The organism is Luteolibacter arcticus (assembly GCF_025950235.1).
Classification (GTDB): Bacteria; Verrucomicrobiota; Verrucomicrobiia; order Verrucomicrobiales; family Akkermansiaceae; genus Haloferula; species Haloferula arctica.
Window position 1 is genome coordinate 24,144 of record NZ_JAPDDT010000008.1, and the last position, 22,359, is coordinate 46,502.

Below are 22,359 nucleotides of genomic sequence, written 5' to 3' on the forward strand. Positions count from 1 at the left end.
TTCATGATCGATCACCCATGCCGGCCGCTGGCCTCGAACGTCGAGTTTGAAGAACTGCTGATCGCCCATCAACGATCGCTGCTGTTTTACATCAAGTCGCTGGTCAGCAACCACCACGAAGCGGAGGACCTGTTGCAAAGGACCAACCTGATCCTGTGGCAGAAGCGAGCCAACTTCGCCGCGGGCTCGAATTTCCGGGCCTGGTGTTTCACCATTGCACGGCTGGAAGCTCTCAACCAATTGAGGCAGCAACGCCGCGATCAACGGTTGTTCTCGGAACGGTCGAACAACGAGGCCGTCCCCGAGATCTTCCGATCCGCAGAAGAGGAAGACATCGCACCCCTGCTTGCGCTGAGGGATTGTCTCGAGAGACTTCCGTCGCGGGACAAGGAGCTGCTGTTCGTGCGCTACGCCACCGACCGCCCACTGAAGGAATATGCGGAGAACCTCAGTCGTAGCCCGGGCACGCTCAAGGCACGCCTCTTCCAGCTTCGCGAAAGCTTGAGAAAGAGCATCGAAGCGCGGCTGAGGGAATCCGATCTAACAGCGGTCGGAGGCTGACCGGCAGAGCCGGTCATGGCTTCTCAAGGAGGAGCTTGATATCGGCTTTGACCTTTTCCAATGCAGCGGCGGAAGTCGCGGGATCAACCAGGGCGGAGGTCTGCTCCGCGGTGATCACGGTTCGTCCGGCCTGCACGTTGATGGCCCAGATCGCGTAGTTGCGATTCATGTCGTCGCCCATGTTCTTGTTGAATCGCGTTAAGCTGTCCTTGAAACGATCATCGAGGACGATGTCGGCCAGGAGGTGGCGCTTCTCTACGCTCAGCGGAGGGCGGGCCAGTTCCTGGAGGATGCCCTTCATCACGTCTGGCGAACCGGAATCCTTGTTGGGTTTGAATGAGAGCTCGCGGAGAAATCCGGCATTTCCCGGGAGGCCCACGCGAACCAATTCCATCGCGCAATAGCTGCGGACGAAGAGATCCGTTTCGTGCTGTGCCGCATCACGAAGAATCCCGTCCCGTGTGTCCGCTTCGTCCGGACTTCCTTCCTTGGCGGCGGGGTGGAGGCGGGAGATTCCGATGATCAGTGCGGCCTGTCCCGACCACCAGAGTTCGTTTCTCTCGCGCTTCAATGCTGCACGCAGCCGGTTGACGTGTTGGGGCTTGAACAGCACGTGGGCCCACAGACCCAAGCGCTCTGCGAGCAGGTTGTAATGCTCCGCGTTCCAATCGACATCGTCCCACAGGTTCTTGCGCTCCAACAAATCGAGCAGTCGGTCGGCCTTCAGGCGCAGCTCGGGTGGTTCTGGCCAGAAGGTGTCCTCGGATCCCGTGATGGGCGCTCCGCCGGCACGATTGCTGGCAGCGAGTAACCGGACTTTCGCTTCAACCTCCGGAGGGAGCTGCTTCAGCTCGCCCAGGATCTGGCGTGCGACGGGGATCCTAGCAGCGGCCACCTGTTTCATCTGCTCGGTGGGATCGGAGCCGAGGTCAGGTCGGTAGTCGACTTCGTCCATGCTGCGCTGTAGCCGCAGTTGCCAATACCATAGGCAGTGGCGTGCTTCCGCATTGCGCTTCCACCATTGATCGAACGCCGCCTTGTCAGGGAATTCGCGGCCCGTGAGCAGCTTCAGTCCGTCTTGCGCATAGAGCGCGACCGTCCGCTGCTGCCAACGTCGCGACCAATCGAGGGAATCCTTCGGGGCCTCGGTGCCGTCGCCGCGGAGATCGCTTATGGTGAAGGACGCGAATCCCGTCTGGTCGCGGGCCAAGATCGGTGTGGACTCGGTGGAATCGTCCAGCAGATCTGCCAAGCGCGGGGCATCCTCGGGCTGATCAAGTGTCGCCAAAGCCTCCGCTGCCACGCCCTTTAGGTCCGGACTCTCGTCTTTCAGCATGGCCCGCAGGGCGGGAGCGTCGCCGGGAGCGGGCGCCTGCGGAGGTTTTTCTCCAAGCCATTTTCGCCAGGGTCTTTCGACGTATGCCGAGGTCCAGGGGCGCGCTTCGGCGTAACGTCGCACTTGGCTTTCGAATGGCACCTTCACCGAAGATGCTTCGTCGATTTCGTGGGGGAAATTGAGTCCCGATCCCCTAGTGGCTAGTGTCGGATTTTCGCCTAACGGGAGCGTTGGCGCCAACTCCGCCAGTTCGCGGCTCACCGCGGCGGCGCGTTTGATTCTATCCAGTGGAGACTCGACCTGGCCGGTGCCCAGCGCCGGGATGGCAAGCCATGCCGCGAGGACCAAGCGCATCCGAGGGGGAAGCCGAGACGTCATGGTCATGTCTGCCCCGATGCCATTCGGCGAGTCAATCAAGCCCCGGCAGTTGACGGAGAATTTACCGCAGGGGATCAGCCGGCCGCCTTGGCATCATGCTCGGCTTTGGATGCCTTGCGCGCTTCGGCGACGAAGTGATTGCACGCTTCTCGGCACAGCAGCGGGATCGCCCGGGAGCGATCGATTTCACCGACCACGCCATCGAAGCGGCTGGCCTCGCTATCTTCGAGCGGTGTGTCCGCGTCGAGCTGCCAGAGGATCTTTTTCACGCAGCAGTTGCCCGGGCCGCACACGTCGCGAACGAGATGCTGGGCACCGGCATCGCTGAGGTTTCGCGCGAAGCGATACATGCCGGTCTGGCGGTTGAGCTTGTCGCGGAGGTGTTCGATTTCCAATCGGCCGTCCTGTTGGGCAAACCACAGGCCGGCGGCGGCGGGATAGAAGAGGTCGAGTGCTTGCAGCAATTCTTCCGCCGAGGATAGGCGCAGCAGCCAGCCGCGCTTGAGCGATAGCTCACCCTTGGTGAAACGATAGTGGCCGTCTTCTGCCCACGTCGAGACATCGCGTGCGGCGGCCGGGCCGCTGAACTCTTCTAACAGAGCGAGGTTGTTCCCTTCGTCATCGATGTGGCACAGCAGATAGCCGCCATCCTGCGGACGGATGGAAACCTGGCCGATGTGGCGGATGCCGCCGGCGATAGAGGCGGAGAGGCGTTCAGCGAGCTTCATGGTATTTCGCGTCGAAGTCGGCGACCTGGTCGAGGATCACGTCGGCCAGATGCCGTTCGGTCCCGATGGCGGACGAGTAGTAGAGTGTCTTGCCACGCACGTGGTGGGGATTGTGGCGGAAGACCTCGCGTTGGCTGGCCGCTTCACCAGGCTCGGCCTCGATTCCTAACAGCACCGGGATGTCCTGGTAGCTGTGAAGGCCATCCGCGATGAAGAACGGCACGACGACGACATTCGGCGTGGTGGCGAGCGTGGCCCACTCCGCGATGAAAGGCTGCTCTTCCATGTAGGCATCGAGGACCTCGGCGTAGCCGGCACCGGAAGCCTTGATAAGGGCTGCCTGATCCTTGATCGCCTTGGTCGAATTCTGGTTCAGCCCGGTGCCGTGGCCCACGATGAAGAGCGTGGTCTGCGCCGGGTCGGCGTCGGGTGCGACTTCCTTGGCGCGGCGCAGCAGCAGGCCGGTCATGGAGGGGTGCACGCCCACTGGCAGCGTGTAGTGCCAGGTTTTCCCGGCCCGCGTCGTGGTCGGTCCTTCGAGGTGGAGTTCACGGGGGATGACATCCTGGGTGAAGTAGCCCTCGCTGATGAAGTCCGGCACCACGTAGACCTCCTCGGCATCGATGAGGTATTCCGCCTCGCGCATCGAGGGCTCTTCCTTCCAAAAGCAGCAGTGGACCTCGCCGAAGACACCCTGCCGGCGGATTTCCTCGGCGTGTTCGAAGTAGGGGGTGGAGGAGTCCGGATTCTCGGTCGAGCCGTGGCCGACGATGAGCAGGGCGGCGTGCGGCTTGGGCGTGAAGGGCATGGGCCAAGGGTGCGCGGGAGAGGCTCCCACGCAAGCCTCTCTTTGCTTGGCACTTGGAAGTTTGCTTTCCCGCCTTCACGGTCGCCGCGTGTTTCCGCAGCTCCAGCTTTGGCTCGATCCCGTCCCGCGCAACGGTCCGGAAAACATGGCCGTGGACCAGTGGCTGGCCGAGACCTGTGACGTGCCGGTGCTCCGGAGCTACCGGTGGACGCAGGGTTGGGGGAGTTTCGGCTATTTCGTGAAAACCGCCGATGTCCCCGCGAGCGGCGTCAGCTGGGTCCGACGCTGGACCGGCGGCGGGATCGTCGATCATCGAGCGGACTGGACCTATACATTGTTCATCCCGAGCGGCTTCGGTCTCGCGGAGGCGAGGGGTGGGGAGAGCTACCGGGTCATCCATGCGGCATTGGTTTCGGCGCTACAAGCCACTGGCACGGAGGCCCACCTTTTCGGAGAAATGCCCCTGGCCATCGGCGGGGAGTGCTTTCTCCAGCCGGTGGAGCACGATGTGATGGATGTGACCGGACGGAAGATTGCCGGCGCTGGCCAGCGACGAACTACACGCGGCTTGCTGCACCAAGGGTCGGTGATGGCGAAGGCTTGTCCTGAGGCGTTGGCTGAGTCGCTGGCGGAGCAGGTGATCGAGCGCGAGTTTTCTCCAGATGCTGAGTGGATCGCTGAAACGGCAGCCAGTCGCTATGCCAGTGCCGCATGGCACGAGCGGTGTTAAGGAGGGCGGAGGTTCCGTCCGTGCCGTGTCGACAGAATGTCGACACCCCTTACTTGAGATACACCTCGCGTGGCTTCGCTCCATCGCCGGGACCGACGACGCCGCGGGCTTCGAGGATGTCCACCATGCGGGCGGCGCGGGTGTAGCCAAGGCGCAGGCGGCGCTGGAGGAGCGAGGTGCTGCACTTCTGCTCCTGACGTGCGACGTCGATGCACTTCATGATGAGTTCTTCATCGGCCGGGGAAATGTCGTCTTCGTCGTCGCCATCGTCGCCACCGCTGTCGATGGAGCGCTGGATATCGACTTCGAAGTTCGGCTCGGCTTGGGCGGCGCAGTGATTGACGAGACGCTCGACTTCCTCGTCGGAGACGAAGGCGCCTTGGGAGCGCTCGAGCTTCGCGGAGCCGGGGGGGAGGTAGAGCATGTCGCCCTTGCCGACGAGCTTGTCGGCGCCCTTGGTGTCGAGGATGACGCGGGAGTCGAGCTGGGAGGAAACCTGGAAGGCGATGCGGCAGGGGATGTTCGCCTTGATGATGCCGGTGACGACATCGGCGCGCGGGGTCTGTGTCGCAATGATGAGGTGGATGCCGGCGGCGCGGGCCTTCTGTGCGATGCGGGCGATGCACATTTCGACATCGGCCGGCGCGGTCTGCATGAGGTCGGCCAACTCGTCGATGAGCACGACGATGTAGGGGTAGCGGTCGGGAACCTTGTCCTCCTCGATGGGGAGTTCGTCTTCGTCCGCTTCGGGACCGAGCTCGCCGGATTCGAGGGCCGAGGCGATGGACTCGATGGATTCCATGTCCACTTCCTCGTCGGCGTTCCATGGCGGGGTCTCTTCCGCGACTTCCTCGGCCGGGGTTTCGGTCTTCTCGGGGCGGACGCGGCTGTTGAAGGAATCGAAGTTCCGCACGCCGGTCTTCGCGAAGACTCGGTAGCGCTTCTCCATTTCATTTACGACCCACTTGAGGGCGGCGACGACTTTCTTCGGATCGGTGACGACGGGGACGACGAGGTGCGGCAGCTTGTTGTACATCTGCATCTCGACGACCTTCGGGTCCACCATGATGAAGCGCAGCTCATGGGGGCCGAACTTGAAAAGCATCGAGGCGATGATCGAGTTGATGCAGACTGACTTGCCAGAGCCGGTGGCACCGGCGACCAGCAGGTGGGGCATCGCGGCGAGGTCGCCGATGACCGTCTTGCCATAGACGTCCTTGCCGAGGGCGAGCGGGATCTTCTTCTTCGCCGAGCTGAATTCCGGATCTTCCAGGAGTTCGCGCAAGGGGACGGAAACCTTCTGCGAATTGGCGAGCTCGATGCCGACGGTGTCCTTGCCGGGAATCGGGGCAAGGATGTTGATGCGCTCGGCGCGGGTGGCGCGGGCGAGGTCGGCCTCGAGCTGCGAGATGCGGGAAACGCGCAGGCCGGTGGACGGGTAGATTTCGTAGCGGGTGATGGTGGGCCCGCGAGTGATGTCGCCGGGCGTGACCTCGATGCCGAACGCCCGCAGCGTGTCCACGATCGTGCGCTGGGTCGCCAGCAGTTCGTCGCGGTTTGCCTCGGGCGCTTCTTCTTCCGGAAGGGGATCGAGCAGGTCGAAGCCGGGCCGGTCGTAGTCTTCGAAGCCGGCGGTGGAGAGGGAGAGGTGACCGGAGGCCTTGTGGTCGAAGGGTTTGTCGCCGGGCTTCGATGAGGCGAGGCGACGCTGGGAGGCATCAATGATCTGTGGCGCGGGCGTTTCGCGGAGCGGAAGCTCTTGCTGGGGATTCGGCTCGGGCTCGGGTTCGAGTGAGGCAGCCGGAGTATTGGCCTTCGCGGCTTCGCGCTCCTTGCGGCGGCGCTCGCGTTCGCGATCGCGCTCGACGGAGCGGAGTTCCTCCTTGCTGGCTTCGAAGCCGGCCTGTTCGCGGCGTTCGCGGAAGCGGGCGACGAGATCCCCGACCATGCGCGAGCAGCCCTTGATGAAGCCGACGGGCTTCTGGCCGGTGAGCAGGATCAGCGCGACGAGGTAGGTTCCGCCGAGCAGAATCAGCGAGCCGACCTTGCCGATGAGCCGCAGGAAGACGAACTCGCCGAGCAGGTAGCCGGTGACGCCACCGGGGCCGGTGAAATCCTCGGAATTGCCTTTCAGCGCGTGCATGAAGGCCGCGCCGCTGAGGGTGAGCACCGCGAAGCCAATCATCGTCCGCGGCCACAGCCGGGCGTCGAAAACCAGCTTTGCCACGCCGAACCAGATCAGGGCGACGGGGACGATGTAGCCGGCCGAGCCGAACAGCGAGACCTGCGCGAAGCCGAGCAGGGCGCCGATGATGCCGATGAAATTGTGCCGCGGCTCGCCCGGACCGCGATCCTGGGCGAAGGCCTCGAGGATGCCCCATTTCGGCAAGTCCTTGGGCGTGTACGAGATCACCGACAGGAAGGCGAGCAACCCGGCGCAAATCAAGATGATCCCGATGACCTCATTCGACCATCGGGGGGCTTCGGGCACTTCGCCCCGTTTGCGGTTGTCACTCTTTGCCATTTCCAGATTTCTCCCCGCGCGAGCATCCCCCGCAAGGGACGGGGGGGCAAGATTGATTTCGTGGTCTGGAAAGTCTGGAAATCCTTAGTTTTCAGTCTGGTTGCCAAGTATTGCACACCCGGGACTTTCGCTTTCGAGCTTCCGCGGCATGGTCCGGGGCGTGGAACCGATCGTTTTCGAGCCCCTTTACATGCAGCGCGTCTGGGGAGGACGCGAACTGGAGACGCAGTATGGCCGGATCCTGCCGGACGATGCGCCCTACGGCGAGTCGTGGGAAATCGTGGACCGGGATAAGGAGCAATCGGTGGTGCGCGGCGGCCCCTACGCCGGGAAATCCCTGCACGAGCTGTGGACGGGGCACCGCGACGAGGTCTTTGGCGGGGGGTTGCCGGACAGCGACCGCTTCCCGCTGCTGATCAAGGTGCTCGATGCCCGGGACGATCTCTCGATCCAAGTCCACCCGCCGGCTCATCTGGCCGCGGAGCTGGGAGGCGAGCCAAAGACCGAGATGTGGTACATCGCCGGGGCGGATGCGGGGGCGAAGCTCTATGTGGGCCTGAAAAATGGGGCGACCCGCGGGGCCTTCGAGCAGGCGATCGAGGACGGGACGGTGGCCGAATGCGTCCATGCGATCGAGGCGAAGGCAGGGGAGTCGATCTTCATCCCCTCCGGGCGGCTCCACGCGATCGGCGCGGGTTTCCTGATCCACGAGATCCAGCAGAACAGCGACACGACCTATCGGGTGTTCGACTGGAACCGCCTCGGCCTCGATAGCAAACCGCGGCAACTCCACGTGGCGGAGTCGCTGGCGAGCATCGACTTCGAGGACTTCGAGCCGGGGATGGATGAGCCGGATGGAACCGTCATCGCCGAGTGCGATTACTTCCGGGTGGAGAAGCTGGTGCTGGGAGCGGGTGAAAGCGCGGGCAACCGGGATGCCGGGCGGTTTTCGATCTTCTCGGTCGCGGAGGGAGAGGTGACCTGTGGCGCCAGCCGATTTTCGAAGGGCGACTTCTTCCTGCTGCCGCAGGGCAGGGGGGAGATCGTGGCGGAGACGGAGGCGGTGTTGTTGCGGACGACGCTGCCGAGCTGAGATCAGCGGTCGACGTACATCTCCCAGGCGGTGCGGATGCTCTCGATTTCGGATGGCCGGTATTCCTTCTTCCCCTCGAAGCTCCAGACGACGCCCGGCCAGGCGGGGTCTCCGGTCGAGCGGCCGACGATGTGGATATGCATCTGCCGCACCTGATTGCCGATGCAGGCGACGTTGAGCTTTTCCGGGTGGAAGTGCTCAGCCACGAACTGCGACACGAGGCGGATGGCGATGGCGACGTCGCCGTAGGTGTTGGGGTCAAGTTGGTGGAGATCCTCGATGCCTTCTTCAACTTCCGGGACGATGATGAGCCATGGGAAGATCGCGTTGTTCTTCAGGAGCACGCGGCAGCCGAGGAGTTCGCCGAGCTCGAAGGTGCCGGCGGCAAGGCGAGGGTGGAGGGTGAAGGACATGGGGGAGCGAAGCTTGGTTCGGTGGTGGGCCGCAAGTGCGGGTGGGTGAGGAATGCGGAATTTGTGGTGTATGTCCTGCCTTCCGCAGCTCTGGCAGAGGAGGAGGGGAGGAGTTGTCGCGAGAGCTTTGGGGAGAAACGGCATCGGGGACCATTCGGCCGGTCTGAAGACCGGCGCTCCCGGGAATGGGCTTTCGGGAAGGGCGGGGCCATTTTCATGGCGCGGGTTCGCGTGCTTCATTAGACCCGCGGCGTGCCCGTCGTTTCGTCCAGCTATCGCGCTCCGGCTTGGCTCCGTGGCGGGCATTTGCAGACGATCGTGCCCGCCTTGATCCGGCGCGTGCCGCGGGTGACCACGCGGCGGGAACGGATCGAGCTTTCCGATGGCGACTTCTTGGATCTCGATTGGGCGACGAGCGGGAGTGACCGGCTGGTGATTCTATCCCACGGGCTGGAGGCGGACTCAAATGCCACCTACATCCAAGGGATGGCCGGGGCCTTGCAGCGCCGCGGTTGGGACGTGCTGGCGTGGAACTATCGCGGCTGCGGTGGAGAGTCGAACCGGCTGCTGAAGTTCTATCACAGCGGTGCCTCGGATGATCTCGATCACGTCGTGCGTCATGCGCTCGCGGTGCATCCGGCGGCGCAGGTCGATCTGGTGGGCTTCAGTCTTGGAGGGAATATGACGCTCAAGTATCTCGGCGAGCGCGAGCCCTTGCCCCGGTTGCATCGAGCGGTCGCCTTCTCGGTGCCGTGCGATCTTGCGTGTTCGTCGGCCCGGCTGTCCTTGCCAATCAACCGCTACTTCTACATGCGGCGCTTCCTGGTTTCGCTGAGGAAGAAGCTCGCGGAGAAGCAGCCGCGGTTCCCCGACGAGATCGACCTTCGCGGTGCCTGGAGGATCCGCGATTTCCGGGGCTTTGACGATCGCTTCACCGCGCCGCTCCACGGCTTCAAGGATGCGGCTGATTACTGGGATCGTAGTAGTTCGAAGCCTTTCCTCAAACGCATCTCCATTCCTGCCTTGCTGGTGAATGCGGCGAACGATCCCTTCCTCGGTCCCGGCTGTTTTCCGCGGGAGGAGGCGGAGGCGAGCCGGCAATTCCATCTCGAGGTGCCGGATGATGGCGGGCACTGCGGTTTTTCGAATGGCGGCCGGGAGAGCTGGGCCGAAACCCGTGCGGCGGAGTTTCTCGCAGGCGAGGCTTTGCCAAATCCACCGGACCAGTGAAACTACCGCCGTGACCGACGACGTTGATGCCGTTTGCCGCCGCGCCATGGGCTTTCTGGAGCTCGGCCTGCCTGAGGATGCCCTGGCGGAGCTGGATGAATTGAAGGTCGCCCATTCGGCCGCGCTGCACTTGCGGGTCGATGTCCTGTTCCGGTTGAAGGATTGGTCCGCCGCCGCGGCGATCTGCCTGCCGATGACGGAGCACGAGCCGTCCGATCCCGGCTGGTGGATCCAGGCCGCCTATGCCCAGCGGCGCGCGCGCTCGATCGAGGAAGCGGAGATGGTTTTGCTCGCCGCCCTGACCCGCCATCCGGCGAACGGGGGGATCCTCTACAACCTCGCATGCTATGCTTGCGTGCAGGGCCGGCCCGATCAGGCGCGCGACTATTTCCGCCGCGCCGCAGTCACCGACCCCGACCCGATGCTCGCCATGGGTATCGGCGATCCCGATCTTGAGGAAATCCGTCCGTGGTTGCTCGAACTGCAAGCCGACCACCGCAGCCGCACGACTTCGTCATGAGCTTTCGCGACACGTTTGTCCGCATCGCCGCCGACTGCCCGGGAAGTGCGGGCGTCGAGCCACCGCGCCGTGGGGGAAAGAAGCCGGTGCATCTCATCCAGCTCGAATTGCTGAGGGCGGCACCGCATCACTTCACGCACCAGTCGCTGGTGGTCGAGAGCGAGCTGCTCCGCGAGCCTCCGACCGGGGAAAGCCGCAACCAGATCGTCGTGCGGATCTGCTCCAAGCCACTGCCCTGCCTGCGCTGCTCACCGCTGGCGAAGCGATACGGCTGGGGCTTTCACTTCGATGGCGAGGGCAAGATCGCGGTCCACGCCGCAGGCTCGGCATCCTACGAAAAGCTCGCCGCCGATCCGAAGCTCGATCAGGTTTCAGCGATGCGTAGCAAGCGCGCCTGAACTGAGCCCATGAATCGCCTCACCGTTGTCACCCTTGGCGTCGACGATCTCGAAACGTCCGCGGGATTTTACTTACAGGTTTTCGATACGCCGCCGAACCGTGATCACGAGGACGTCTGCTTTTTTCCGCTGCCCGGCTGTTGGATCTCGCTCTTTCCACTGGCGCACCTGGCCGAGGACATTTCGCCGTCAGTGCCGAAGAGCCGCGGCGGCTTCAGTGGCGTGACCTTCGCGCACAACGTGAAGACCCGGGATGAAGTCGTCACCGTGATCGAACGGGCGCGGGCCGCCGGGGCGGTCGTCGTGAAGGAGCCACAGGACACGTTCTGGGGCGGCTTCAGCGGCTACTTCGCCGATCCGGATGGCTATCACTGGGAAGTCGTCTGGGGGCCAATGTTCGACTTCACCGAAGACGGCGCGCTGCTTTTCAAGCAGGGCTGACGCTCAAATAGCGGTGTGCCGGGTCTAATAAAGGAATAAAATCTCTTTATTATGGAATGGGATCGACCGGCCGCAGCTTTGCGGCCATGCATGGTCGGGACGAGATCACGATGCTTGGCTATGGGAAAATGAGTGGCTGCGGCGTGGCGGCGATGAGCGCGCTGGCGGAATGCCATGGCGAGGGCGTCCAGCTCAGTTCGCAGCAGATCGCCGAATCGCGGAACCTGTCGCAGCCGCTGGTGGCGAAGGTGCTGACGGTGCTTTCGCAAGCCGGTCTCGTCCACGGCACGCGTGGTCCTGGCGGGGGCTACCGGTTGGCGCGGCATCCGTCGAAGATCACGTTGTTTGACGTGGTGGATCTCTTCGAGGGCCACCGCGATCCCAGCGCCTGTCCCTTCGGTCCCGGCTGGTGTGGGACCGGCGCTCCTTGTCCGCTGCATCACCTGCTGGCCGACATGAGCGAGTCGGCGGCGAGCCACCTCAAGAAGGCGAATTTCGGGTCATTCGTGGGGCACGGGAAGCCGGCGGAAAAGCCGTAGTTCTTCCTGGCGGGAAGATCATGGTTCCTTTGGCCACGTCGCTTCCACCCATGGCACCTTGTTCGCTTCGAGGAATTGGATCGCCGCCTCGCGCTGGTGCTGGTTTTGAAAGGCAAACCACGCCTCGCGTTGCTCGGGGAAATCGAACAGGGTGTCCTTGAACGAGCGGAAGGGCTTGGGCAGCCGCAGCGCCCGGGCAAGAGCGCGGCGGGCCTCGCCCTCGGGCAGGGTGTCCACATAGTCTTCCATGACCTGAAAGCCTTCGCGTGACGAACGTGGCTCGATGTAGAGGAAGACTTCCGGCTGTTCCCCGATATCTTCATATTCCTCCGGGAGGTCGGCGTATTCGGAAACGGGAATGAGTTCGCCATTCCGCAGGTCCAAATACCAACGGTGCTCGGCAATTCCGCCGCCATCGTAGAGGGCATTGCCTAGTTCTTCGAGGTGAACTGGGATCGGATCCATGCGGGGGATTTTTAACCGGACCTGGCCCGATGAAAAGTCTCCAGCTTTGGCATTCGCGGGTTGAGCCGCCAACGGCTCCGTGAAGGGCTGTCCCCCGAGGAGCGACCAGACGGGGAACATAACTCGCACGAAGGTTTCACCGTTCCTAACTTGCGCTGTTAGCTGGGGATGCCCAACCATGACGCCAGACAAGCGGGAGAGTTCACGGCTCAAGAAGGGCTGGCCCGCGAGGTGATCATCCGCGTCTTGTTAGCCTTCGCTTCGTTGCCATGATGCTGTTTCCGTTCAACCGACATTTGATGGCATGGTGTCTGGCTTGCCTTGCCTTCGAGCCACTCATCGCGCGCACGGCCAATGGGCTTCTGAATGTGCCGGCGACTCCGCCGCCCACGACGGTGCAGGTGGTCGATGCGTTTCCCGGTGTGACCTTTAACCGGGCCCTCGTTTTCGCCAGTCCGCCCGGGGATGAGAAACGGCTCTTCGTCGGTGAGATCGGTGGCAAGATCAAGGTGATCCCCGATGTTACGGCCGCCGCTCCGACGGCTTCGGTGGCGATCGATCTGGCGGCGGCCATCACCACGCCGGCGCGCACTCCGGCCGAGTCATGGGACCTCGGGCCGAACCTGGAATGTGGCCTGTTGGGATTTGCCTTCCACCCGGACTATGCCGCCAATGGGTATCTCTTTGTCTTCTACTCGGCGGCGAAGGCCAGCGATCCCGGGGTCTGGTATCAACGCCTGTCGCGGTTCACCGTGCCACCCGGGGAGCGGGAGCAGGCGGCTCCGCTGGTAGATCCGGGTTCGGAGTTGATCCTGCTGGAGCAAAGGGACCGCGGCCCCAACCACAATGGCGGCGACGTGCATTTCGGGCCGGATGGATACCTTTACCTGTCGGTGGGTGACGAGGATAACCCGAGCGATCACTTCAACAACTCACAGCGGATCGACATGAATTTCTTCGGCGCGATGCTGCGGATCGACGTCGATAAGAAAACCGGAAACCTGGAGCCGAACGCGCATACGAATCCCGCGGCTTCGGTCGAGGGCTTCAGCGCGGTGGATGGCATTCCGCGGGACGAGTCGCCGACAGGGTCGGGGGTCTTCAAGGCTCGCTACAGTATCCCGATCGACAATCCTTACGTGCCGAGCAGTGAGGAGGGGACTTGGGACGGCACATTGAATGGGGCCGCGATTGCCCCGGAAAGCCTTCCCTATGTTAGATCGGAATTTTGGGCGATCGGCTTGCGGAGTCCGTGGCGTTTCCACATCGATCAGAGCAACGGGGAGATCATGCTCGGGGATGTCGGGCAGAGCATGGCTTGGCCGGCTGCACCCCATGCCGCCGAGGAACTGAATATCATTAAGCGTGGCGGGAACTTCGGGTGGCCCTACCGCGAAGGCACGTTTCCGGGGCCGAAAACCGCGCCTCCGGGATTCACTTCGCTCGATCCTTTCTATCAGCTCGATCACAATATTGATGGCGACCCCAACTACCGGGCCCGGTGTTTCATCGGCGGGGTGATTTACCGCGGCAGTCGTTTTGCGAGCCTGACGGGTTCCTACGTTTTCGGCGACTTCATCTCGGGGAACATCTGGGCTCTCACTCGGCCGGGTGGAGTGCCTGCGGTCCAACGGATCGCGGGGCTCGGGCAAGTGGTCACCTTCGGCACCGACCCATCGAATGGCGACGTCTTGCTCACCGACTACAGCGGCACCCGGATCAGGCGGCTCGTGACCGCCACCCCGGGGTCCGCGTTTCCTAACACTCTCGGTGCGACCGGCCTGTTCACCGATCTGGCCACGCTCACCCCGGCCCCTGCGGTGGTGCCCTATTCCGTCAATCTGTCATTCTGGAGCGATCATGCGGTGAAGCGCCGATGGTTCTCCATTCCCGACGGGACGAGCCGCATGACGTGGTCACGCGAGGATGCATGGACTTTTCCGGCCGGGCAGATCTGGGTGAAGCACTTCGACTTGGAGACGGAGCGGGGCAATCCGGAGTCGCCGAAGAAGCGGATCGAGACCCGCGTGCTGGTGAAAAACCCGGAGGGGATCTACGGCGTCAGCTACCGGTGGAATGCTGCCGGAACCCAGGCCACCCTCGCGGCAGATGGAGGCGAGACCTTCGCCGTGGAGGTCATCAAGGATGGCGCGCCGTATTCGCAGACCTGGAACATCCCGAGCCGCGCCCAGTGCAATATCTGCCATACACCGGAGGCCGGATACGCGCTTTCGTTCAATACGCTGCAGCTTAACTTGGAGGGCACGATCGAGGGGTTCACCGGCAACCAGCTCGATTTCCTGGAGAGCCAAGGCTATCTCACGAACTCACCGGACTCGCCGAATGTCTTGCCGAGACATCTGCGGCCGGAAGAGGAGGAGCACCCGATCGAAGCGAGGGTTCGCTCCTACCTGGCGGTGAATTGCGGGTATTGCCACGCCGGGGCAGCGGGCACGGCTCCCACTGCTTGGGATGGGCGACATGGGCCGATCCTTGATCAGACCGGGCTCATCCGTGGCGAGGCGACGTCCGCGCAGGCTCCCTACAAGCTGGTGCTTCCCGGCGATCCGGCGCACTCGCTTGTCCTGCGGCGGATGGCGGGAACGGGCGGCTTCAGTCGGATGCCGCCCTTGGCCACCTCGGAGCCGGATGCGGTCAACATTGAGTTGATGACCGAGTGGATCAACCTGTCGCTGCCGGATCGCAAGTCGTATGCCGAGTGGCGCTTGGAGGTCTTCGGTTCCGCCACCTCTCCGGAAGGTGAGCCCGGAGCCGATGCGGACGATGACGGGCAGTTGAATCACGCGGAGTTCCTTGCCGGGTCGCAAGCGCTGGATCCCGGCAGTTTTCTGGTTCCGGTCCTGTCGCTGTCCGAGGGGGCGGTGCTGCTTGACGCGGTGATTCCGGCGAACCGCTCCGTCCAGGTCGAGCGATCCACGAACTTGCTGGATTGGTCGCTGTGGGATGTCCCCGGCAATCACGGGCTCGCGCATCCTGGTGGCCCTGCCGCCTTCACGGGGCCGATGAGCGGTGGGGGTGAGTTCTTTCGAATCAGGCTCCGGGAGCGTTGATTCTGGCTCGCGATGTTGGCGGGAGGCAGGACTCAGGGAGAAATGATCACCACCGTGCCCTTCGCGACGAGGGAGTAGAGCTTTTTCAGATCCGCTTCGCGCAGGCTGAGGCAACCCCAGGTCAGGTTCTGCGGTCCGTCCGGCCAGTCGCTCACCCAGCCGTGAATCCCGACGCCGCCGCCGAGTTCCGAATTCGCCAGCGGCATTTTTCCTGCGGCGTTCGCGGCGAGGATGGCCTCACACTTTCCTTTGTTGATGCGGCCGGCATCCAGCGCGGTGCGGGCATCGTGGGCGTTGGGGTAGTTGATCCGCATCCACCGCGAGCCGAGGAATTTTCCCCACTCCCCATCGAATGGCCCCACCGCTTTTTGAATGATGCGGTATTCGCCTTCCGGCGTACGGTTGTCGCCGTCTTCGGTTTTTGGTCCGAGCGGTTTCTGGCTCAGCGCGATGGGCAGGTCTTCCACGACTTTCCCGTCACGGCAGTAAAGCAGGCGGTAGTCTTTCTTGGAGGCGATGATGAGGCTCTTTTCCTTGGCGGGGACGGTGAGGGTGCGGTGCGCGCGGATGAATGCGGAGGGTGGCTCACATCCGGCTGCGGGGCCGGCTTCCGCTGGTGGTGGCCATTGGGTGCGGATCTCCAGATACAACTGCGTCGTGGTGCCGGCACCGCGATTGGCGATGGTGCCTAACGGCTGACGGCGCTTCACCGGATCGCCTGCTTTCAGGGTGACGTCGGCCAATCCCGCCGAGGTGGACCAGACGGTGCGCAGTGCGCCGTTTTCCACAAAGCGGTGTTCGATGGTGACCGCCGGGCCGCGGGGGGTCTCCTTGACTTCCCTGACCACTCCGGCGGCGATGGCAAAGATGGGCTGTCCGGCATCCGTGGTTCCACCGCCGGAGCCATTCCACGCCTCGCCGGTGTGAGGCTGGCCGGTGTCGGCGTCGGCTTCGCCGGGTTTGCCGGTGACCTTCCAGCCGGCGTATTTTCGCCGGGTGGCCTTGGCGGTGTAGGGGGCTTTTCCTTCGGGGCCGCCGGCCGGGAAGTCGAAGCCGTCTGCGAGGCCGGGATCGAAGAGCTTCTTCGCCAGTTCCAGATGGGCGGGCACCGGCTGCGGGGGAGCAGCGGATTCCTCCGCGGGGATGACAGGTTCTTCCGCGAGGCCGTGAACGACCGAGATCAGGAGGGAGGCGATGATTGGCAGCAGGCGGCAGGCAGAGGACACGACGGAGCTAGGTAGAGAATCTCTCCAAAACGACCGGAGCGCTCGGCAGATTGCAAGAAGGTGTTTCCCGGGGGCGTACGGGATGGCCCGCATCTTCGTTTGGCTGCCCTTGCGAGCGGCACCTTCCGCGCCTACACAGGGGCCGGATGCCGTTCCAACTTACCAGCGACTACTCTCCCGAAGGCGACCAGGCCCAGGCGATCGCGAAGCTCGTGAAGTCGATCCGCGCGGGCAATACGCACCAGACACTGCTGGGGGTGACGGGGTCGGGGAAGACCTTCACGATGGCGAACGTGATCGAGCAGATCGGGAAGCCGACGCTGATCATGAGCCACAACAAGACGTTGGCGGCGCAGCTCTACTCGGAGTTCAAGAACTTCTTCCCGCACAATGCGGTGGAGTATTTCGTGAGCTATTTCGACTACTACCAGCCCGAGGCTTACATTCCGCGGACGGACACCTACATTGAGAAGGATTCGTCGATCAATGATGAGATCGAGCGCTTGCGGCTCTCGACGATGGGCTCGCTGTTGACGCGCGAGGACACGATCGTGATCGCGTCGGTCTCGTGCATCTATGGCTTGGGTTCGCCGGATGACTACGAGGGCATGATGGTGCCGGTGTGGGTGGGGCAGCAGATCCGGCGCGATGATTTGCTGCAGGCGCTGGTGGCGATCCTTTTCGAGCGGAATGACATTGCTTTCGGCCGCGGGAAGTTCCGCGTGCGCGGGGATGTTGTGGAAGTGCATCCGGCGTATCTCGATGAGACGGCGGTGCGGGTGGAGTTTTTCGGCGACGAGATCGATCGCATTACGACCATCGACACGTTGACGGGGAAGACGATCGATCGCGTGGACAAGCACACCTTCTTTCCGGCGAAGCAATTCGTGACGCCGGGGGACAAGATGAAGAAGGCGATCGTGGAGATCCGCAAAGAGGCGGATGCTTCGGTGACGGCGTTTGAGAAGGAGGGGAAATTGATCGAGGCGCAGCGGTTGCGGATGCGCACGGACTACGACATCGAGATGATGCAGGAGATGGGCTTCTGCCAGGGGATCGAGAACTACTCGCGTCACTTGACCGGACGTGCGCCGGGGTCGCGGCCGCACACGCTGTTAGATTTCTTTCCCGACGACTACCTGCTGATGATGGATGAAAGCCACGCCACGATCCCGCAGGTCGGGGGCATGTATGAGGGCGACAAGAGCCGCAAGACGGTGCTGGTGGAGCACGGCTTCCGCCTGCCGAGTGCGCTGGACAACCGGCCGCTGCGGTTTGACGAGTTCATGCACATGACGAGGCAGCGGCTCTACGTTTCGGCGACGCCGGGGCCGTTCGAGATCGTCAATTCGCGGCCCGAGAACCGGCGGTTCATTCCGGTGAAGGGGCGGGGGGATGACCGGGGATTCACGCACATCGATTTGAAGAAGCTGCGCATCACGCCGAGTGGCAGTGCGGAGTCGGTGGGAGATTTCGATCCGGAAAAACCCGGCAAGCCGCTGGTGGTGGAGCAGATCATCCGGCCGACCGGCTTGCTGGATCCCACGCTGATCCTGCGACCGCTGAAGCACCAGATCGACGAGACGATCGAGTTTTGTCGCCAGCGTGTGGAAAGGGGCGAGCGGGTGCTGGTGACGACTCTAACAAAGAAGACGGCGGAGGATCTTTCCGAGTATCTGCAAGGGACAGGACTGAAGGTGCGCTACATCCATGCGGACATCGATACGGTGGAGCGCGTGGAGATTCTGCGTCAGCTCCGGGCGGCGGCGTTCGACATTCTGGTGGGGATCAACCTGCTGCGGGAAGGTCTGGATCTGCCGGAGGTTTCGCTGGTCTGCATCCTGGATGCGGACAAGGAGGGCTTCCTGCGCAATGAGACGAGCTTGATCCAGACGGCGGGCCGTGCGGCGCGCCACTTGAATGGGCAGTGCGTGCTATTCTGTGACTCGGTGACCGATTCTATCCAGAAGTTGATCGACGTGACCGAGTATCGCCGCAGCCGGCAGATGGAGCACAACGAGAAGCACGGCATCACGCCGCAGAGCGTGAAGCGTGCGGTGCAGGAGAGCTTGCAGCTTTACTCAAACCAACGCGAGCAAGCCGACAAGCTGGAGCGCTCGATGGTTTCGGAAGACGAGGCCGTTTATAACAAGGTCCGCGTGATCGCCGAGCTTGAGAAGGAGATGCTGGACGCGTCCGCCAAGCTCGAGTTCGAGCGGGCCGCTCACTTGCGCGACCAAATCAAGGCGCTGAAGGTGGGCAATCCCGCTGCCACGGCGGAGCGGAAGCCGGTGAAGTATCCGAAGGGTGGGGGACGGGGCAGGAAGCGTTAGAAAGAAGGACTGCCAAGCTGTCAGGTCACTTCGCTTCGGGCTTTGGCTCGGGCTTTTCCACCGGCATTTCGATGTCGTCCGTGAGTGCTTCGGCGTCGGGGCCGTCGCTGAGGATGACCAGAACTTGCTTCTCGTTCTTCGTGCGGACGACGAGGCGATATTCGCGATTCCAGGCATCACGTGGGACCTTGTCCATGAATCGCATCCAACGCTTGGGAACTGGAGCTTCGGTGGGTTTTTCCACGAGCGCGATCAGCCCCTGCTTGTCAGTGGGGTAGTCGCCCGTGGTGAGCTTGTACATTTCCAGCGCCGCCGCGATGGTCTTGCCGTCGGCTTCGACCCGCTGGCGCTTGGCCTTTTCTGTCTGGCCCTTCAGGAAGCCGGTCACGAGTCCGTCCGCCGCGAGGGGAGACGAGAGGCCGAGCAGGCAGAGAATCGCGAAAAGCGAAAGTGCGTGGCGCGGTATGGCGGGCGGGCGGTAAACGGGTCAGGGACGGGCGAAATGATATCGCGCGCTCTCTAAAATACCGCAGGCGATCTCTTCTGTCTCCAGGCCGGAGGTCTCCAACTCCAGATCTGCGATCTCGTGGTAGAGCGGGCTGCGCTCGATGAGGAGTCTTTCGATCTTTTCCCGGGGATTCTCGGTCTGGAGCAGCGGACGCTCGCGGTTGCGGGCGGTGCGCTGGAGGATGACGTCCACCGGCGCTTGCAGCCAGACGACGTAGCCGAGCTTGGACAGCAGCTTGCGGTTGGCCCGGCGGCCGACGATGCCGCCGCCGGTCGCGATGATCCGCCGGGGCGTGCCGGGTGCGGAGAGCTCATTGAGCACGGCACTTTCCAGCTCGCGGAAGGCCGGTTCGCCACGCCGGGCGAAGATCTCGGTGATCGCCATGCGGGCTTTTTCCTCGATCAGATGGTCGGTATCGACCAGCGGATAGCCGAGCAGGGCCTGGAGTTTGCGGCCCACCGTGGTCTTCCCGCAGCCCATCAAGCCGATCAGCACGATGTTCTTTGGGAGTCCGTCCGCGGGTTGCATGGCAGAAGCGTAACGGTGGTGGAAGGGCGCGGAAAGTTCCAATCCTGCAAATGTAAATACGGGCTGGCCCGTCCCGCGGGCCGTTGCCAAGCTCGCGCCGTGCCAGAGACCCGCATCCTGTCCGTTGACGAAGAAGACATGAAGACCGCCGTGGGCGAGGCCGTCGCCTTGCTTGCCGCCGGGGAAATTGTGGCCGTGCCGACCGAGACGGTCTATGGCCTCGCCGCCGACGCTTTCAATGCGGATGCGGTCGCGAAGGTCTTCGCCGCCAAGGAACGCCCGGCCTTCGACCCGCTAATCGTCCACATTTCCTCCCTCAAGGAACTCGCCGAGGTGGCGGAGCTGCCGGAGGACATCGCCGGCGTGGTGAAAAGTCTGGCCGGAGCGTTTTGGCCGGGGCCGCTGACGATCGTGCTGCCGAAGACCGACAAGGTGCCGGATCTGGTGACCAGCGGCCTGCCGACGGTGGCCGTGAGGCAGAGCGGCAGCGTGATTTTCCGCAACATCGGCAAGGCGCTGGGCCGGCCGATCGCGGCGCCGAGCGCGAACCGCTTCGGCCGCATTTCGCCGACTTCCGCTGGCGCGGTGATGAAGGAGCTCGACGGCCGCATCCCGCTGATCATCGACGGCGGCGCGTGCCGCGAGGGAATCGAGAGCACGATCGTGAAGATCGAGTCCCGGGGCGAGCAGCGGCCGCTGATCCACGTGCTGCGGGCGGGGCCGGTGACCAAGGAGGAGCTCCAGAAATTTGGCAAGGTGGTCATTGAAAAGCGCGTGACCGACCAGCCTGATGCGCCCGGCCAACTGGAGAGCCACTACGCGCCGCGGACGCCGCTGCTGATGTTTGAAAAGCCGGAGGATTTCCGGCCGGAGCCCGGGAAAAAATACGGGCTGCTGAGCTACCGCGGCGACCCGAAGGCCGGCTACATGGACCTCCACGAGTGGGAGGTGGTCGAGGAGCTGAGCCCTGGCAGCGGCAAGCTGATCGAGGCGGCGGTGCGGCTGTTTTACGTGATGCGCTTCCTCGATGAACAGGGGCTGGACGCGATCGTGGCGGAGCCGGTGAGTGAGACGGGGCTGGGCGTGGCGATCATGGACCGGCTGCGGCGGGCGGCGGTTTCGCAGGGGTGAGTTCCTGGTAGGTGCGGTGGTGACACCGCGGGAGCGGGGGGAGTGGTCTGCCGCTGGGGACCACTCCGCATTGTTACCAATGCGCCTACGGAAGGTGTCGCCTTGCGGAAGCAGAAGTCGCCCGCGGGGGTTGGCTACTTGCGCGTGTTAGGATCCCGCCTAGGCTGTGGTTCATTCCATGCGCCGCCACCGTGTTCTCCTCCAGACCGCCCTTCTGCTCGCCCTGATCTGGGGTGGTGTGGTTGCGATGCGGGCGTTCGCGGGGTCGAGGGAGGTCACCGCGGAGAAGGTCAACAGGGAGATCGAGGCGGCGGCATTTGATGACTGGGCGGGTCGGGAAGGCACCGACTCCGGACGGGAGAAGAAGCTCCGTGAGATCGCGGGCCTGGTGAACCGGCTCGATTTCGCCGAGCGGCAGAAGACGCGGGAGGACCGCACGACCGAGGGGTTTTTCCGCCGGATGAGTCCGCCGGAGAAGAAGCTCTTCATCGACCTCACGGTGCGGGAGTCGATGGGCAAGTTCATGGAGGCGATGGATGCGCTGCCGCCAGAGAAGCGGAAGGAATTCGTGGAGCAAGGGTTGCGCGAGATCGAGAGCGGCAAGACAGAGGAGGAAATGGCACGGGCGCGTGAGCTCGGCGACGACTTGCTGGAGACCATCGCGGGGGAAGGCATGCGCGCCTATTTTGAGAAAGCCAGTGCCGACACCAAGCTCGACCTCGCGCCGCTGATGGAGTCAATGAACGAGGTGATGCAGGGCCTGCGGGGCCAGGAATTCGGACAGCCACCGCGATGAAACTTTCCTCTCGTCATAGGCAGCCGGGCTTCACCCTCACCGAGGTGCTGATCGTCCTCGCCATCATCGTGGCTCTCGCTGCGATTGCCGTTCCGGTCGGTCGTTCGGTCATGGCCAAGTCGCGCAATGCTGCGTGTTTATCGAACCTTCGGCAGATCGGCACCGGCCTGGAGGCCTACTTGCAGGATCATGCCCAGACGATGCCGGAAATTGCGGCCGGCCGCAAAGGCAAGAACGAGGACACACCGGTGCTCGAAACGGAACTCGCGAGCTACCTTTCCAACCCGGAAGCATTTCACTGCCCCGCCGATCACAAGTGCTTCGAGGCATCCGGCTGCAGCTACCTGTGGAACTCCAGCCAGAGCGGGCGCAATCGCTTGAAGCTCGTCTTCTTCGGCAAGGAGGGCGACGACCGCCGCATCCCGCTCGTCACCGACAAGGAAGACTGGCACCCCGGCGAGTCCGGCGTGAATTTCCTCTACGCCGATCTCTCCGCATCCAGCAAGGTCGAGTTCGGCGTGAACCAGTGAAAGGCAAGATGGGAAATTGTAGATGGTAGACCGTAGATGCCTGACGCTGCCGCTTTCTGAAATCCGCCATCT

The 22,359-nt window shown here is 63.3% G+C and carries 22 protein-coding genes; 13 read left to right on the plus strand and 9 right to left on the minus strand.

Annotated elements, in window-relative coordinates:
- Nucleotides 1-3: 3 nt before the first annotated feature.
- Nucleotides 4-561 carry a sigma-70 family RNA polymerase sigma factor gene (locus OKA05_RS17660; protein WP_264488505.1) on the plus strand — a complete coding sequence of 186 codons (558 nt, stop codon included), beginning with the start codon at nucleotides 4-6 and terminating at the stop codon, nucleotides 559-561.
- 13 nt (nucleotides 562-574) lie between these two features.
- On the opposite strand, the gene OKA05_RS17665 is transcribed toward OKA05_RS17660, so the two are convergent.
- The 3 genes from OKA05_RS17665 to OKA05_RS17675 all read right to left on the minus strand — a co-directional run bounded on the left by OKA05_RS17665 (nucleotide 575) and on the right by OKA05_RS17675 (nucleotide 3,811).
- Complete coding sequence (locus OKA05_RS17665; protein ID WP_264488506.1) at nucleotides 575-1,897, minus strand: hypothetical protein; 1,323 nt, start codon at nucleotides 1,895-1,897, stop codon at nucleotides 575-577.
- Between the two features lie 452 nt (nucleotides 1,898-2,349).
- On the minus strand, nucleotides 2,350-3,003 hold the full coding sequence (locus OKA05_RS17670; protein ID WP_264488507.1) for a DR2241 family protein: 654 nt from the start codon (nucleotides 3,001-3,003) through the stop codon (nucleotides 2,350-2,352).
- Nucleotides 2,990-3,811 carry a CbiX/SirB N-terminal domain-containing protein gene (locus OKA05_RS17675; RefSeq protein ID WP_264488508.1) on the minus strand — a complete coding sequence of 274 codons (822 nt, stop codon included), beginning with the start codon at nucleotides 3,809-3,811 and terminating at the stop codon, nucleotides 2,990-2,992. Before OKA05_RS17675 ends, OKA05_RS17670 begins: the two co-directional genes overlap by 14 nt.
- Nucleotides 3,812-3,899: 88 nt before the next feature.
- On the opposite strand from OKA05_RS17675, the gene OKA05_RS17680 reads away from it, so the two are divergent.
- Nucleotides 3,900-4,541, plus strand: a complete 642-nt coding sequence (locus OKA05_RS17680) for a lipoate--protein ligase family protein (protein ID WP_264488509.1) — start codon at nucleotides 3,900-3,902, stop codon at nucleotides 4,539-4,541.
- Nucleotides 4,542-4,590: 49 nt separating this feature from the next.
- On the opposite strand, the gene OKA05_RS17685 is transcribed toward OKA05_RS17680, so the two are convergent.
- Nucleotides 4,591-7,032 (minus strand): DNA translocase FtsK, encoded by a 2,442-nt coding sequence (locus tag OKA05_RS17685; RefSeq protein WP_264488510.1) that lies wholly within the window; start codon nucleotides 7,030-7,032, stop codon nucleotides 4,591-4,593.
- 193 nt (nucleotides 7,033-7,225) lie between these two features.
- Between OKA05_RS17685 and OKA05_RS17690 the strand changes: the two genes are divergently transcribed.
- Nucleotides 7,226-8,158 (plus strand): type I phosphomannose isomerase catalytic subunit, encoded by a 933-nt coding sequence (locus OKA05_RS17690; RefSeq protein WP_264488511.1) that lies wholly within the window; start codon nucleotides 7,226-7,228, stop codon nucleotides 8,156-8,158.
- A 2-nt stretch (nucleotides 8,159-8,160) separates the two neighbouring features.
- Here the strand turns inward: OKA05_RS17690 and OKA05_RS17695 are convergent, their stop codons facing one another.
- The gene (locus OKA05_RS17695) at nucleotides 8,161-8,571 is read right to left on the minus strand and encodes an HIT family protein (protein WP_264488512.1); all 411 of its coding nucleotides are present in this window, start codon (nucleotides 8,569-8,571) and stop codon (nucleotides 8,161-8,163) included.
- A gap of 252 nt (nucleotides 8,572-8,823) precedes the next feature.
- Here OKA05_RS17695 and OKA05_RS17700 point away from each other — a divergent pair, with 252 nt between their 5' ends.
- The 5 genes from OKA05_RS17700 to OKA05_RS17720 are packed head-to-tail and all read left to right on the plus strand — an operon-like array spanning nucleotide 8,824 to nucleotide 11,699.
- Nucleotides 8,824-9,801, plus strand: a complete 978-nt coding sequence (locus tag OKA05_RS17700; RefSeq protein WP_264488513.1) for a YheT family hydrolase — start codon at nucleotides 8,824-8,826, stop codon at nucleotides 9,799-9,801.
- Nucleotides 9,802-9,811: 10 nt separating this feature from the next.
- Complete coding sequence (locus tag OKA05_RS17705) at nucleotides 9,812-10,321, plus strand: tetratricopeptide repeat protein (RefSeq protein ID WP_264488514.1); 510 nt, start codon at nucleotides 9,812-9,814, stop codon at nucleotides 10,319-10,321.
- Nucleotides 10,318-10,719, plus strand: coding sequence for a DUF6157 family protein (locus OKA05_RS17710; protein WP_264488515.1), 402 nt, complete (start codon nucleotides 10,318-10,320; stop codon nucleotides 10,717-10,719). The genes OKA05_RS17705 and OKA05_RS17710 overlap by 4 nt, the downstream gene beginning before the upstream one ends.
- A gap of 9 nt (nucleotides 10,720-10,728) precedes the next feature.
- Nucleotides 10,729-11,160, plus strand: a complete 432-nt coding sequence (locus tag OKA05_RS17715; protein ID WP_264488516.1) for a VOC family protein — start codon at nucleotides 10,729-10,731, stop codon at nucleotides 11,158-11,160.
- A gap of 56 nt (nucleotides 11,161-11,216) precedes the next feature.
- Nucleotides 11,217-11,699: an RrF2 family transcriptional regulator gene (locus OKA05_RS17720; RefSeq protein WP_264488517.1), complete on the plus strand. Its 483-nt coding sequence runs from the start codon at nucleotides 11,217-11,219 to the stop codon at nucleotides 11,697-11,699.
- A gap of 18 nt (nucleotides 11,700-11,717) precedes the next feature.
- On the opposite strand, the gene OKA05_RS17725 is transcribed toward OKA05_RS17720, so the two are convergent.
- Nucleotides 11,718-12,164, minus strand: coding sequence for a UPF0158 family protein (locus OKA05_RS17725; RefSeq protein ID WP_264488518.1), 447 nt, complete (start codon nucleotides 12,162-12,164; stop codon nucleotides 11,718-11,720).
- 299 nt (nucleotides 12,165-12,463) lie between these two features.
- Here OKA05_RS17725 and OKA05_RS17730 point away from each other — a divergent pair, with 299 nt between their 5' ends.
- Nucleotides 12,464-15,235: a PQQ-dependent sugar dehydrogenase gene (locus OKA05_RS17730; protein ID WP_264488519.1), complete on the plus strand. Its 2,772-nt coding sequence runs from the start codon at nucleotides 12,464-12,466 to the stop codon at nucleotides 15,233-15,235.
- A gap of 32 nt (nucleotides 15,236-15,267) precedes the next feature.
- Here the strand turns inward: OKA05_RS17730 and OKA05_RS17735 are convergent, their stop codons facing one another.
- Nucleotides 15,268-16,461, minus strand: coding sequence for a L,D-transpeptidase family protein (locus OKA05_RS17735; protein WP_264488520.1), 1,194 nt, complete (start codon nucleotides 16,459-16,461; stop codon nucleotides 15,268-15,270).
- Nucleotides 16,462-16,607: 146 nt separating this feature from the next.
- On the opposite strand from OKA05_RS17735, the gene OKA05_RS17740 reads away from it, so the two are divergent.
- Nucleotides 16,608-18,794, plus strand: a complete 2,187-nt coding sequence (locus OKA05_RS17740) for an excinuclease ABC subunit UvrB (RefSeq protein ID WP_319800659.1) — start codon at nucleotides 16,608-16,610, stop codon at nucleotides 18,792-18,794.
- A gap of 25 nt (nucleotides 18,795-18,819) precedes the next feature.
- On the opposite strand, the gene gspG is transcribed toward OKA05_RS17740, so the two are convergent.
- On the minus strand, nucleotides 18,820-19,260 hold the full coding sequence (gene gspG, locus OKA05_RS17745) for a type II secretion system major pseudopilin GspG (RefSeq protein WP_319800660.1): 441 nt from the start codon (nucleotides 19,258-19,260) through the stop codon (nucleotides 18,820-18,822).
- Between the two features lie 21 nt (nucleotides 19,261-19,281).
- Entirely contained in the window at nucleotides 19,282-19,830 is a 549-nt protein-coding gene (locus OKA05_RS17750) for a shikimate kinase (protein ID WP_264488521.1), read from the minus strand.
- Between the two features lie 138 nt (nucleotides 19,831-19,968).
- Here OKA05_RS17750 and OKA05_RS17755 point away from each other — a divergent pair, with 138 nt between their 5' ends.
- The 3 genes from OKA05_RS17755 (at nucleotide 19,969) to OKA05_RS17765 (ending at nucleotide 22,287) form a co-directional block, all read left to right on the plus strand.
- Nucleotides 19,969-20,961: an L-threonylcarbamoyladenylate synthase gene (locus OKA05_RS17755; RefSeq protein WP_343226977.1), complete on the plus strand. Its 993-nt coding sequence runs from the start codon at nucleotides 19,969-19,971 to the stop codon at nucleotides 20,959-20,961.
- A gap of 178 nt (nucleotides 20,962-21,139) precedes the next feature.
- Nucleotides 21,140-21,757 carry a hypothetical protein gene (locus tag OKA05_RS17760; protein WP_264488523.1) on the plus strand — a complete coding sequence of 206 codons (618 nt, stop codon included), beginning with the start codon at nucleotides 21,140-21,142 and terminating at the stop codon, nucleotides 21,755-21,757.
- Nucleotides 21,754-22,287 carry a prepilin-type N-terminal cleavage/methylation domain-containing protein gene (locus OKA05_RS17765; RefSeq protein WP_264488524.1) on the plus strand — a complete coding sequence of 178 codons (534 nt, stop codon included), beginning with the start codon at nucleotides 21,754-21,756 and terminating at the stop codon, nucleotides 22,285-22,287. The genes OKA05_RS17760 and OKA05_RS17765 overlap by 4 nt, the downstream gene beginning before the upstream one ends.
- The last annotated feature ends 72 nt before the right edge of the window (nucleotides 22,288-22,359 follow it).